The organism is Candidatus Pantoea deserta (assembly GCF_003813865.1).
Lineage (GTDB): Bacteria > Pseudomonadota > Gammaproteobacteria > Enterobacterales > Enterobacteriaceae > Pantoea > Pantoea deserta.
In genome coordinates, this window is record NZ_RMVG01000006.1 from 177,919 (window position 1) to 190,468 (window position 12,550).

Consider the following 12,550-nt stretch of genomic DNA (forward strand, 5'->3'; position numbering starts at 1 on the left):
AATGCGGCATAAAAGTTTTAGGTGAAAGAAAGAGGGGAGAGTTTGTTGTGTTGTGGCGATAAGAGATAATCTTGCGGCATCTTCGGATTTTTGTCTGATAATCAACAGGTTACTAATGTGGCGACGAGCAACGTAACAGCATTGTTCACCCCGATTTTTCTTTATGGCATTTACAGCGCGAAAGTCGAATAACCGCCAACATTCTCAGTGTAAAGAGGGTAACGTCGTTCCTGAGGTAAGGTTAGTTTTCAGGAAAATCCCCCGATCATAGTCCAGCTCCCCACCTCCGGCGTCACGCCCTGGCTGCTGCCCGTCACCAGCATCATCGGTATTTAGCATAAACTCCCTCTGGAACAAGCCGGGACGCTGCGCCTCGCTGACAGAAGAGATTCAGGCGCAGCGGCGAACGCTGCCATAAACAAATGCGAAACCACAGGATCTGCATGCTGAACGATTTGATAATATCAAGCGCCAGCCGGTCACAGCGCGGTCAGCTGGCAACGCCGGCCACCGGCTCGCGATTTTCCATACTCAGGCTGGGGATGATATCCTCCGTGGTTTTCATCCGCTTATGCAATATCGCTGAGGGCGCTGGAGAAATGGCATCGGGCGTTATTGTCACAGCAGCGATAGCCACGATCACTCTTACTCAATCGGTCAGACTCTGCCGCCCCCGGAGCCTGTAAAAACAGGCGCTCCAGACAGGAATACAGCTGAAGGAAAACTTAATGGAAAGAACGATCCCCCTGCTTGAGGCGCAAGACGTGGCGTTTTCATATCAGGACAGCCTGTTACTGCAACCGGTGTCTCTGCATGTGTATCCAGGGGATTACATTTTACTGACGGGTCCATCCGGCAGTGGTAAAAGCACCCTGCTAAAAATTCTTGCTTCGCTGCTAACGCCAACGGCCGGACAGATTCGCTTTGAAAACCGCGACATCAATACGCTAAAACCAGAAGACTATCGTCGACAGGTCTCTTACTGCTTTCAGACTCCTCAGCTCTTTGGCGACACGGTATATGACAACCTGGCGCTGCCCTGGCAACTGCGCCAGCAGAAACCGCCGCGCGATAAGCTGGCCGCCGATCTGACAAGCGTCAACCTGACCCCGGACATGCTGGATAAGTCCATTGAACAACTTTCTGGCGGGGAAAAGCAGCGGATTGGACTGCTGCGTAATCTGCAATTTGTCCCTAAGGTCCTGCTGCTCGATGAGGTCACCAGCGCGCTGGATAAAGAGAACAAGCTGGCTGTGCTCTCTCTGATCAACAGATTTGTCGCGCAGGAGAAAGTGGCCGTCGTCTCTGTCAGCCATGATGTCAATGACATTCAGCAGGCGGCAAATGTCCTCTGTCTTGAGGCGCCGAAAAAGAGGAAGGGAAGTGAATCAGCATAATATTACTGACAGCTCGCTACTGATGTCGCTGAGCCTGGTGGCCATTGCGCTGTTTATCAGCCAGAAAGAAAAGCTCGGTATGGGGAAAGATATTCTCTGGAGCGTAAGCCGCGCGATTATCCAGCTGATTATTGTCGGGTATGTTTTAAAGTCAATATTTGAAGTCAACAACCGCTGGTTGACGGTGTTGATGGTGCTGTTTATCTGCGTCAATGCGGCCCTTAACGCACGTAAACGCAGCGGCAATATTGATAATGCTTTTTTGATATCCTTTGTCGCTATCGCCAGTGGTACTGCGGTGACCCTTATCATTTTGATACTCAGCGGGGCGATTGAATTTCTTCCCATGCAGGTTATTCCTGTTTCCGGCATGATCGCCGGTAACGCCATGGTAGCGGTGGGGCTGTGTTACAGTAACCTGAATCAGCGCTTCAACGACAACCGACAGAGGATTCTGGAGGCGCTAAGCCTCGGCGCGTCGGAAAAGCTGGCTTCAGGCCGTATCATTCGCGACAGCATCCGCTCGGCGATGATTCCCACGGTGGATGCCGCGAAAACAGTGGGTCTGGTAAGTTTGCCTGGAATGATGTCTGGATTGATCTTTGCCGGTATCGATCCCCTCAAGGCAATTAAGTACCAGATTATGGTGACATTTATGCTTATCGGCACCGCCAGCCTTTCGACTATTATCGCCGTCTATTTATCCTACCGCCGCTTTTATAATTCACGGGTGCAACTGAAAATCTGAAGCGTATTGAATATTTATCAAGGGACCAGAAAGAGGTCCCTTTATTTTTTTATCAGGATGGCTGGGTGTCCCCACTGCTATTTTCTCAACAGATGCCTGGTGCTATTTCACCCTCTCTCTTAACCTTAATATTGTCTCGCTTTTGATGCTGACATTGAACAAAATTTTCGTTTTGACTTGACAGGCTGTCAGAGGGGGGATCTACTTTTAGATGATTCTTAAGGTCAGTAAGGAGGCTGCCAGAATATCATTTTTCCTGAAGCTGGTTTCTGGTTTAGTTTCTGTCATGTGAATATTGGCGCTCTGCGTGAGGGGATTAACGCCGCGCTAATTTAAGACGCTGGCGTCGCTTTTTTTCAAAATAATGGCTCATTATTCACAAGGTGTGTCTGCGCATCTTCTACCACGGTTTCGCCCTCTTTTTTGATAAATGTTATTTTATTCATAGGGTTGCTTTGGTGAGGAATGGCGCTGCGCTATTGTCAATGCAGGCTCAATCAACAGGGCGAGAATGCGTCTTTCAGAATGTCAGGATAAGCGGGGCAGGGATCTTTTATTAAGGCTGCATTAGTTTTATGTAAATTCATAATGTTGCCCTGTTTTGTGGCGCGATAGCCGTAGATGGGAATGCAACATGGCCTGGTAAAGCAAATATACTTTATTACATTTGCATTGAAGTATCCGCTTTCCTCTTTAATGTTTCGTTAATCTTCGAGGGTTAACTTCCATCGTTAAGTCAGGCCAGTCACGGCAAGATGTTTTTTTTCATCTGGTATGAAAGTGTTTATTAACATGCTTTTTGATTCAATCTTTTATATGTGAAACCCTGATTTTAAAGCGCCAGTTTATTTATCGCAGTAGCTCTATTTTCCATGAGACAACCATTAACGGGATTTAACTATGGTCTTTATTCCCTTCTCCCGTCCTTCGCTGGGCGAGGCAGAGCTGGCGGCAGTTAAAGCAGTGTTCGAATCAGGCTGGATAACCACGGGTCCGCAAAATGCAGCCCTTGAACAGGCCTTTTGTGAATTAACCGGTAACCGGCATGCGATTGCCGTCAGTTCTGCCACTGCGGGTATGCACGTTACTCTGCTGGCGCTGAATATCCAGCCCGGCGATGAGGTTATCACGCCGTCTCTGACCTGGGTTTCCACCATTAATATCATCACCTTACTGGGTGCGACGCCGGTGATGATTGATGTCGATCGCGATACGCTGATGGTTACGCCAGAACAGATCGACGCGGCGATCACGCCACGTACCCGCGCCATCATTCCCGTGCATTATGCCGGTGCGCCTGCGGACATCACGGCGATTCGCGCGATCGGCGAGCGCCACGCGATTCCCGTGATTGAGGATGCGGCACACGCAGCGGGTTGTTACTACCAGGGGCAGCATGTCGGCCAGCGCGGCACCGCCATTTTCTCCTTCCACGCCATCAAAAACATGACCTGCGCCGAAGGGGGAGTGATCGTCACCGACGACGCAGACCTTGCCGATCGCATGCGCAGCCTGAAATTCCACGGTCTGGGCGTCGACGCCTATGATCGTCATACCCACGGCCGCAAGCCGCAGGCCGAAGTGATCGCGCCGGGTTTCAAGTACAACCTGCCGGATATTAGCGCCGCGATTGCGCGGGTGCAGCTTGAGAAGCTGCCTGCCTTTAACGCGCGCCGGGCTGAGATTGCGCAACGCTATCTGAGCGAGCTGGCCGATACGCCCTACCTGCCGCTGGCTCAGCCTGCATGGCCGCACCAGCATGCATGGCACCTGTTTATTATCCGCGTCGATGAGGCGGCCTGCGGCATCAGCCGCGACGCGCTGATGGAAGCCCTGAAAGCGCAGGATATTGGCACCGGCTTACATTTCCGCGCCGCCCACACCCACAAATATTACCGCGAGCGTTATCCGCAGCTTTCCCTGCCGAATACGGAATGGAACAGCGATCGCATTTGCTCAATACCGCTATTTCCCGATATGCGCGATGAAGACGTGACCCGCGTGATTCGCGCGTTGCGTCATATCGCTGGAGAGTAAGATGCAGACAGAAAAGGCTATTCGGAAAGTCTCCGTGGTTATCCCGGTATTTAACGAGGAGGAGAGTTTGCCTGAGCTGGTGCGGCGCACCGACGCGGCCTGCGCTCTGCTGGGCCTGAAGTATGAAATTCTGCTGGTCGATGACGGCAGCTCGGATCGCTCCGGCCAGATGATCGCCGACGCCGCTGATATGCCCGGCAGCCATGTGGTGGGCGTACTGCTTAATCGCAACTACGGCCAGCATTCGGCGATCATGGCGGGTTTTAGCCACGTCACCGGCGATCTGATTATCACCCTGGATGCGGACCTGCAAAATCCGCCAGAAGAGATCCCGGCGCTGGTAAAGGCTGCACAGCAGGGCTACGACGTGGTCGGCACCGTGCGCCAGAATCGGCAGGACAGCTGGTTCCGCCGTCGCGCCTCGCGCGCCATCAACCAGCTTATCCAGCGCGTGACCGGCAAGGTCATGGGCGACTATGGCTGTATGCTGCGCGCCTATCGCCGCCATATTGTGGACGCCATGCTCCACTGCCACGAGCGCAGCACCTTTATCCCCATCCTCGCTAACACTTTTGCGCGGCGCACCATTGAGTTGCCTGTCGCGCACGCCGAACGTGAGTTCGGCGATTCGAAGTACAGCTTTATGAAGCTGATTAACCTGATGTATGACCTGGTGACCTGCCTGACCACCACGCCCTTACGTCTGCTGAGCATTGTCGGCAGCCTGATTGCGCTGGCCGGCTTTGCCTTCTCGCTGGTGCTGATGATGCTGCGTCTGTTCCTGGGCGCCAGCTGGGCGGGCGACGGCGTTTTCATGCTGTTCGCTGTGCTGTTTATCTTCGTCGGGGCGCAGTTTATCGGCATGGGACTGCTCGGCGAATACATCGGCCGTATCTATAACGACGTCCGCGCCCGACCCCGCTACTTCATTCAGCGCGTGATCCACCCGCAGAAAGATGACTCCTTAGTACAGGAAATTAAACAATGAAAACGATCGTCTTCGCCTATGCCGAAATGGGCTGCGCCGGCATTAACGCGCTGCTGAACGCCGGTTTTGAAATCAGCGCGATTTTTACTCACGCCGACACCGCGCCAGAGAGCCACTTCTTTGACTCCGTTGCGCGTCTGGCGGCAGAGCAGGGCATTCCCGTCTACGCGCCTGAAGAGGTCAATCACCCGCTGTGGGTGGAGCGCATTAAAGCGATGGCGCCTGATTATATTTTCTCGTTCTATTATCGGGCGCTGCTGAACGACAGCATCCTCCACAGCGCCCGGCTGGGTGCCTTTAACCTGCACGGTTCGCTTCTGCCAAAATACCGGGGGCGCGCGCCGCTTAACTGGGTGCTGGTGAAAGGGGAAACCGAAACCGGCGTGACGCTGCACCGTATGGTAAAACGCGCCGATGCCGGCGATATTGTGGCGCAGCAGCGGGTAGCGATTGAAAACCAGGATGACGCGCTGACGCTGCACCGCAAGCTGGTCGCCTGTGCGACGCAGTTACTTCAGGATACCTTGCCCCCCATGAAAGAGGGCCGGGTCGCGGCGACGCCTCAGGATCATGCTAAGGCGACGGTTGTCGGTCGTCGAACGGCTGAAGACGGGCGTATTCAGTGGGAGCATCCTGCGCAGCAGATCAATAATCTGGTGCGTGCGGTGACTCATCCGTGGCCGGGCGCATTCGCCTTTGCCGGTACGGTGAAATTTACCGTGTGGAAAGGACGTGTGCACGCCGATGCGCCCGCCGCCGTACCGGGCACGGTACTCTCGGTCGAGCCTTTCCTGATCGCCTGCGGCAAAGGCGCGCTGGAAGTGATCACCGGCCAGAGCGATAACGGCGTCTACATGAACGGCAGTCAGCTGGCGCAGAGCCTGGGCATGGTGCCGGGCGCGCTGCTCTATTCTCAGCCCGTTGCGGCGGTGAAGCGACGCACCCGCGTGTTAATCCTCGGCGTGAACGGCTTTATTGGCAACCATCTTACCGAGCGTCTGCTTCAGGACGATAACTTCGAGGTTTATGGCCTGGACATCGGCTCTGATGCCATTAGCCGTTTCCTCGACCAGCCGCGATTCCACTTTGTAGAGGGCGACATCAGCATCCACTCGGAGTGGATCGAGTATCACATCAAGAAATGCGATGTGGTATTGCCGCTGGTGGCGATCGCCACGCCTATCGAATATACCCGCAATCCGCTGCGCGTGTTTGAGCTCGACTTCGAAGAGAACCTGAAGATCATCCGCGACTGCGTGAAGTACAAAAAGCGCATTATTTTTCCGTCAACCTCAGAAGTGTACGGCATGTGCGCCGATAAGCAGTTCGATGAAGACCACTCTAATCTGGTGGTGGGACCGATCAACAAGCAGCGCTGGATCTACTCGGTCTCCAAACAGCTGCTGGACCGCGTGATCTGGGCCTACGGCGAGAAAGAGCAGCTGCGCTTCACGCTGTTCCGTCCGTTTAACTGGATGGGGCCACGTCTGGATAACCTTAACGCCGCGCGCATTGGTAGCTCGCGCGCTATTACCCAGCTGATCCTCAACCTGGTGGAAGGGTCTCCTGTCAAGCTGATCGACGGCGGGGCGCAAAAACGCTGCTTTACGGATATCCGTGATGGCATCGAAGCGCTGTTTCGCATTATCGAGAACAAAAACCAGAACTGCGACGGACAGATCATCAATATCGGCAACCCGGAGAACGAAGCCAGTATCAAAGAGCTGGCGGAGCGGCTGCTGGCGAGTTTTGAGCGCCATCCGCTACGCGACAGGTTCCCGCCTTTTGCCGGTTTCCGCGAGGTAGAGAGCAGTAGCTATTACGGCAAAGGGTATCAGGACGTAGAGCACCGTAAGCCGTCGATCAAAAACGCGCGTCGCCTGCTGGGCTGGACGCCCGGTGTCGATATGGATGTCACCATTGATAATACGCTGGATTTCTTCTTGCGTACCGTAGAGCAACAGGAAACGTCATGAAGAAAATTGGTTTACGCGTGGATGTCGATACCTGGCGTGGAACCAAACTTGGCGTGCCGGCATTGCTGGAGCTGTTCAGTCTGCATCAGTTACAGGCCAGCTTCTTCTTCAGCGTCGGACCGGACAATATGGGACGCCATTTATGGCGTCTGCTGAAGCCGCGCTTTCTGTGGAAAATGCTGCGCTCGCGCGCGGCATCGCTCTATGGCTGGGATATTCTGCTGGCGGGCACCGCATGGCCGGGGCGCGACATCGGGCGAGGCCTGGAAGAGGTGATCAGCGCCACGGCCGATCACCATGAAGTTGGCCTGCACGCCTGGGATCATTTTGCCTGGCAAACCTGGGCGGGCGTATGGCCAGAAGAGACGCTGCTTGCACAGATCGCGCGCGGTAAACAGCGGCTGGAAGCCATTACCGGCGAAAAGGTGGTCTGTTCCGCCGTAGCAGGCTGGCGGGCCGATGGCCGCGTGTTAGATGCCAAACAGCGGTTTGCTTTTCGCTACAACAGCGACTGCCGCGGCACCGGGCCGTTTCTGCCGAAGCTGAGTGACGGTAGCCTGGGCACGGTGCAAATTCCCGTCACGCTGCCGACCTGGGATGAAGTGGTGGGTCAGACGGTAAGCGCTGAAGAGTTCAATGACTTTATCCTGGAGCAGATGCTGGCTGCCGCCGGCTCGCCGGTTTATACCATCCACGCTGAGGTGGAAGGCATTGTGGGCTTGCCCGCGTTTGCCGATTTGCTGAAGCGCGCGGCGCAGATGAACATTCGCTTCTGCCCTTTAAGTGAGCTACTACCCGACGATCTGACCGCGCTGCCCACAGGCAGCGTGGCGCGGGGCCATATTCCCGGACGCGAAGGCTGGCTGGGCTGTCAGAAATAAAGGTTACCGCACTTTTTCACAGGACTTACGGATGCGTACAGGAACTAAAATCGCACTGCTGGTTGCGCTTTTCGCGCTCTACTATCTGATACCGATAGCGTTTCGCCCATTATGGCAACCCGATGAAACCCGCTATGCCGAGATCAGCCGTGAAATGCTGGCCAGCGGCAACTGGGTCGTCCCGCACTTCTTCGGTTTACGCTATTTCGAGAAGCCGGTTGCTGGCTATTGGGTGAATAATATTGGTCAGCTGCTGTTTGGTCACAGCAACTTTGGCGTACGCGCCGGAGCTATGTTGTGCACTATGCTGAGCGCCGTGCTGATTTACTGGCTCGGCAGACAGATGTTCTTCAGCAGTAAAACGGCGCTGACGGCCAGCATCATTTTTCTGACGACGCTGCTGGTCTATGGCATTGGCACCTATGCGGTGCTCGACCCGATGCTGCTGCTGTGGATGGTGGCGGCAATGTGCAGCTACTGGCTGGCCGTGGAGGCCGCTGGCACGCCGAGGCGCTTGTGCGGCTATCTGCTGCTTGGCGTCGCCTGCGGTATGGGCTTTATGACCAAAGGCTTTCTTGCGCTGGCGGTGCCGGTACTGGCGATTACGCCCTGGGCGATATGGCATCGCCGCCTGGGCGAACTGCTGCGCTGGGGACCTGTTACCCTCGCTGTCGCCGTGCTGGTCAGCGCCCCCTGGGCGCTGGCGATCAATCAGCAGGAGGGGGATTTCTGGCACTACTTCTTCTGGGTTCAGCATATTCAGCGTTTTGCTGAGGCCGATGCGCAGCACAAAGCCCCTTTCTGGTACTACCTTCCGGTACTGATTGCGGGCAGCTTACCCTGGCTGGCGCTTCTGCCCGGTTCGCTACTGAGCGCGTGGCGTCAGCGTAGCCAGCACGCCGGCGCGGTGTATTTACTCAGCTGGGTACTTCTGCCGCTGCTGTTTTTCAGCATCGCCAGAGGCAAGTTATTAACCTATATCCTGCCCTGCTTTGCGCCGTTAGCCCTGCTGATGGCTCACTATGCCTGTAGCGGAACGGATCAGGTGCGTAAAGCGTTCAAAATCAACGGCTGGATTAATCTCCTGTCTGGCTCAGCCGCCGCCCTGATCCTGTTAGCGGTTATCGCGCCCTGGGGGCTGGCGCACCGTCCGGTGTATGCCGGTAATGAAACGCTTCGCGTGCTATGCGGCGCGCTGGCGTTTACCGGATGGGGCATGATGGGCTGGATCAGCCTGAAGCCGGGCAACAACCGCTGGCAGCTGGCGGCGCTCTGTCCGCTGTTGTTAGCGCTGCTGGTTGGCTTTGCCATCCCACAAAAAGTGCGCGATTCAAAGCAGCCGCAACCTTTTGTCAGTGTGGTGCACGACAAACTCACTGAGAGTCGCTATTTGCTGGCGGATAATCCCGGTGTTGCCGCTGCGGTGGCATGGGAAACAAAGCGTAGCGACATCACGTTCTACGACGCCAAAGGCGAGGTGCAGTATGGGCTGAGTTATCCCGACGCCGCCACGCGCTATGTTGATGCCTTACATATTATCGACTGGCTGAGTGAACATCGCCGTCAGGGCAAAGTTTCCCTGGTGTTACTGCTTAACTCAGGTGAAAACGCGCCTGACCCGCGCCTGCCGCCGCCGGATGAGGCTTATCGCCAGGGGCGTCTGGTCTGGTATGGTTATAATGCGACGCCATGAGTCTGATACTGATCCTGCTGGTTAGCCTGCTAAGCTGCGCCGCCCAGCTGTGCCAGAAGCAGGCGGCATTTCTGGGCGCCAGGCACGGCAGGAAGCGGCTGATGATGTGGATTGCGCTCAGCCTGCTGCTGCTCGGCGTCGCAATGCTGCTGTGGCTTGCGGTATTGCGCACGGTTCCCGTCAGCGTGGCCTACCCGATGCTCAGTCTGAACTTCGTGCTGGTCGCTGTTGCTGCGCGGCTGATCTGGCAGGAAACCTACACGCTACGCCAGTGGACTGGCATCCTGGCGATTATGGCGGGTGTAGCGCTGATGGGGGCGCATCTGTGAAAGGATCTATTCTCGCGCTGTGCAGCGTGCTGCTGGTGTCGCTGGCGCAGCTGATGCTGCGCCTGGCGATGCGGGAATTGCCGCCCGTCGCGGAATTGCTTCAGCATCTTCAGCCTTTGCTGCTGTTGGGGGCCGGACTCTGCGCCTATGCGTTATCCATGCTGTGCTGGATGCTGGCGCTACGTTATCTGCCGCTTAACCGGCTTTATCCGCTGCTGAGTTTGAGTTATGTGCTGGTGTGGCTGGCCGCCGTCTCGCTGCCCGTATTTGGCGAGCCATTCCGCTGGAGCAGCTTTGTCGGGGTGGTGCTGATTGTTACAGGGTTAGCGTGCGTATCGCTGCCGCAAAAGAAAGAAAAGGGCTAGCGCATCTGGGCAGGCGACCGGGCTGAGCAAGGTACCGGGATAAGGTGGTTATGCGCCTTCCTTATCTGGCACATCCGGCATAGTTTTTAACTGACTAAATCACATCTGAACGATCCCCACGCGTTGTGGGGTGCGAGATAACGAGAAACTCCACCGCAGACTCAGTATCGTTCCTGGCCTGATGCTTTAAGCCTGGGGGGATTTCAATGCCTTGCTGTACGCCGATCTGATGCGCTTTTCCGTCCAGCTCCATGGTCAGAGCGCCATTGAGAACGAAAAAAAACTGCCTCGACACGGAATGGTAGTGCCGCTTTTCACAGGTGCCGGGCGGCATCTTTTCGTGAATAATCAGCATGTCCTGTCGATTCACCAGGTACCAGCCATCACACTTATCTCCCCACAGGTAATGCTCTGCGTTAGCCTTCGAAATCATTGATACGTACCTGTTTCTTTCCGCGAATTTAAGACATGAGTTGTTATACTTCAGGATGTTATTAATTCGCAACGACTCCGGCAAATGCGCATGTCGGTTATGCAGCAGGGTGGCGTTATTGCAGGCGTAAGAGATAACAGGCCGCGCGCGTCTGTTGACCTGTTATCTCCGCCATCACCTTTCTACGCCTGGCGATTATTTAAGCTTTGCGACAGGGCAGGGATCTCACTCAGCCCAGCGCCTTTGATTTTCATATCCAGCTGTACATTGCGATGTAAAACAATACTCACCGCAGCGAACAACGCAGGCAGCGCAAGAACAAAGAAGATAGCTGACTGCCCCGGAAAGGCGCCCATTAACACGCCGCCGAGCGATGAACTCAGGATCGCGCCGGTGCGGCCGATACCGTGCATCCAGCTCACGCCAGTGGCGCGAATTTCGGTCGGGTAGTAGGCGGGAGAATAGACCTGTAGGCCATTTTGCGCGCCGTTAATGCACATGCCCGTAATAAAGATAATGACGCCAAGCGCAACGCCGCTCAGGCCAGCCAGTCCCTGCGTAACAAGGCAGGCGCAACCGATAAAATAGACCACGCCGATCACCCACTTCGCCCGTAGTTTGTCCATCAGTGCGCCGACAATAATGCCGCCCACCGGACCGCCAAGCTGGAATAACCCGGCGATAATGGCGGCCTGTTCCAGTGAGATGCCCCCTGAACGCATAATGGTGGGCAGCCAGCCGTTCAGCAGATAGATAACGAACAGGCCCATAAAATAGGTCAGCCACAGAATAATGGTGCCGCGCGCAAAGCCATGACGAAACAGTTCCGCAATGGTGCTTTTACGCTTTACGCCCGGAGAGTTAAGGATAAACGCATGTTCGGAGGTGAAATTCCCGCCCATGCGATTCAGCAGGGCGGCGATCTGCGCGCGGGGCGCTTTGCGCACCACCAGATTAAGCGCCGATTCCGGCAGCAGCCAGCCTATAAGCGGCAGCATAAGCAGCGGCAGCGCTCCCCCGAATATCAGCACCGCGGGCCAGTGATAATGTGACAGCAATCCGGCAGCGATAAAGCCGCCCAGCCCGGAACCAATATTAAAGCCGCTGAACATCAGCGTGATCATCACCCCTTTGCGCCGCTCAGGCATATATTCAGAGAGCAGCGTCACGCAGTTCGGCATCACCGCACCCAGCCCTAATCCGGCAATAAAGCGCATAAGCGCCATCTGCGTGGGGGAGCCTGCCCAGGCGCAGGTGAGACTGAAAGCGGAGAAGATAAGCACGGAGAGTAAAATTACGCGCTTGCGTCCATACCGGTCCGACAATGGCCCGGCGATTAGCGCGCCTAACGCGACGCCAAACATGGCTGCGCCCAGAATCGGCCCCATGGCAGAACGGCTGATGCCCCAGTGATCAATCAACGCCGGTGCGATAAAGCCCATTACGGCTGCGTCATAACCGTCGAACATAATAATAATCAGGCACAGCACCAGCACGCGCCACTGGAAGGATGAAACGGGCCGCGCATCAATCCACGCTTTCACATTGATCAGGTTGTTTGCTGTCATTGGGTACGCTCTCTTCTGTGCTGCATACGGCAGCTATCGTTGTGGTGAGAGGAAGGTCAGAATCAGCTAACACGTTATGCGCGGCGTTCGCGCCTGTCTGTTTAAAACGACTTTTAGCGGTATGAGTTACGTTTA

Annotated in this window: 11 protein-coding genes; 9 read left to right on the forward strand and 2 right to left on the reverse strand. The window is 55.5% G+C overall.

Features of this window, described 5'->3' with window-relative positions; all coding sequences use genetic code 11:
* Positions 1-728 precede the first annotated feature (728 nt).
* From fetA to arnF, 9 genes are all read left to right on the forward strand, one after another.
* Positions 729-1,397, forward strand: a complete 669-nt coding sequence (fetA, locus tag BBB56_RS10590) for an iron efflux ABC transporter ATP-binding subunit FetA (protein ID WP_123800921.1) — start codon at positions 729-731, stop codon at positions 1,395-1,397.
* Positions 1,384-2,145, forward strand: a complete 762-nt coding sequence (fetB, locus tag BBB56_RS10595; protein ID WP_123800922.1) for an iron efflux ABC transporter permease subunit FetB — start codon at positions 1,384-1,386, stop codon at positions 2,143-2,145. Before fetA ends, fetB begins: the two co-directional genes overlap by 14 nt.
* A 900-nt stretch (positions 2,146-3,045) precedes the next feature.
* Positions 3,046-4,182: a UDP-4-amino-4-deoxy-L-arabinose aminotransferase gene (gene arnB, locus BBB56_RS10600; protein ID WP_123800923.1), complete on the forward strand. Its 1,137-nt coding sequence runs from the start codon at positions 3,046-3,048 to the stop codon at positions 4,180-4,182.
* A 1-nt stretch (position 4,183) separates the two neighbouring features.
* Positions 4,184-5,170: an undecaprenyl-phosphate 4-deoxy-4-formamido-L-arabinose transferase gene (arnC, locus tag BBB56_RS10605; RefSeq protein ID WP_123800924.1), complete on the forward strand. Its 987-nt coding sequence runs from the start codon at positions 4,184-4,186 to the stop codon at positions 5,168-5,170.
* A complete protein-coding gene (gene arnA / locus BBB56_RS10610) occupies positions 5,167-7,146 on the forward strand; it encodes a bifunctional UDP-4-amino-4-deoxy-L-arabinose formyltransferase/UDP-glucuronic acid oxidase ArnA (RefSeq protein WP_123800925.1) in 1,980 nt (659 codons plus the stop codon). The genes arnC and arnA overlap by 4 nt, the downstream gene beginning before the upstream one ends.
* Positions 7,143-8,027: a 4-deoxy-4-formamido-L-arabinose-phosphoundecaprenol deformylase gene (gene arnD, locus BBB56_RS10615; RefSeq protein WP_123800926.1), complete on the forward strand. Its 885-nt coding sequence runs from the start codon at positions 7,143-7,145 to the stop codon at positions 8,025-8,027. The genes arnA and arnD overlap by 4 nt, the downstream gene beginning before the upstream one ends.
* Positions 8,028-8,058: 31 nt before the next feature.
* The gene (arnT, locus tag BBB56_RS10620) at positions 8,059-9,720 is read left to right on the forward strand and encodes a lipid IV(A) 4-amino-4-deoxy-L-arabinosyltransferase (RefSeq protein WP_123800927.1); all 1,662 of its coding nucleotides are present in this window, start codon (positions 8,059-8,061) and stop codon (positions 9,718-9,720) included.
* The gene (gene arnE, locus BBB56_RS10625) at positions 9,717-10,049 is read left to right on the forward strand and encodes a 4-amino-4-deoxy-L-arabinose-phosphoundecaprenol flippase subunit ArnE (RefSeq protein WP_123800928.1); all 333 of its coding nucleotides are present in this window, start codon (positions 9,717-9,719) and stop codon (positions 10,047-10,049) included. The genes arnT and arnE overlap by 4 nt, the downstream gene beginning before the upstream one ends.
* Complete coding sequence (gene arnF / locus BBB56_RS10630; RefSeq protein WP_123800929.1) at positions 10,046-10,414, forward strand: 4-amino-4-deoxy-L-arabinose-phosphoundecaprenol flippase subunit ArnF; 369 nt, start codon at positions 10,046-10,048, stop codon at positions 10,412-10,414. The genes arnE and arnF overlap by 4 nt, the downstream gene beginning before the upstream one ends.
* A 94-nt stretch (positions 10,415-10,508) precedes the next feature.
* On the opposite strand, the gene BBB56_RS10635 is transcribed toward arnF, so the two are convergent.
* Both BBB56_RS10635 and BBB56_RS10640 read right to left on the reverse strand, forming a co-directional pair.
* On the reverse strand, positions 10,509-10,847 hold the full coding sequence (locus BBB56_RS10635) for a cupin domain-containing protein (protein WP_123800930.1): 339 nt from the start codon (positions 10,845-10,847) through the stop codon (positions 10,509-10,511).
* Positions 10,848-11,029: 182 nt separating this feature from the next.
* Positions 11,030-12,415 (reverse strand): MFS transporter, encoded by a 1,386-nt coding sequence (locus BBB56_RS10640; protein WP_123800931.1) that lies wholly within the window; start codon positions 12,413-12,415, stop codon positions 11,030-11,032.
* Positions 12,416-12,550 lie beyond the last annotated feature (135 nt).

Bases quoted from the DNA above. Each gene is read 5' to 3' on its own strand.
- arnB (WP_123800923.1), top strand. From the start codon at position 3,046: ATGGTCTTTATTCCCTTCTCCCGTCCTTCGCTGGGCGAGGCAGAGCTG.
- arnE (WP_123800928.1), top strand. From the start codon at position 9,717: ATGAGTCTGATACTGATCCTGCTGGTTAGCCTGCTAAGCTGCGCCGCC.
- BBB56_RS10635 (WP_123800930.1), bottom strand. From the start codon at position 10,847: ATGATTTCGAAGGCTAACGCAGAGCATTACCTGTGGGGAGATAAGTGT.
- arnA (WP_123800925.1), top strand. From the start codon at position 5,167: ATGAAAACGATCGTCTTCGCCTATGCCGAAATGGGCTGCGCCGGCATT.
- BBB56_RS10640 (WP_123800931.1), bottom strand. From the start codon at position 12,415: ATGACAGCAAACAACCTGATCAATGTGAAAGCGTGGATTGATGCGCGG.
- fetA (WP_123800921.1), top strand. From the start codon at position 729: ATGGAAAGAACGATCCCCCTGCTTGAGGCGCAAGACGTGGCGTTTTCA.
- arnD (WP_123800926.1), top strand. From the start codon at position 7,143: ATGAAGAAAATTGGTTTACGCGTGGATGTCGATACCTGGCGTGGAACC.
- arnC (WP_123800924.1), top strand. From the start codon at position 4,184: ATGCAGACAGAAAAGGCTATTCGGAAAGTCTCCGTGGTTATCCCGGTA.
- arnT (WP_123800927.1), top strand. From the start codon at position 8,059: ATGCGTACAGGAACTAAAATCGCACTGCTGGTTGCGCTTTTCGCGCTC.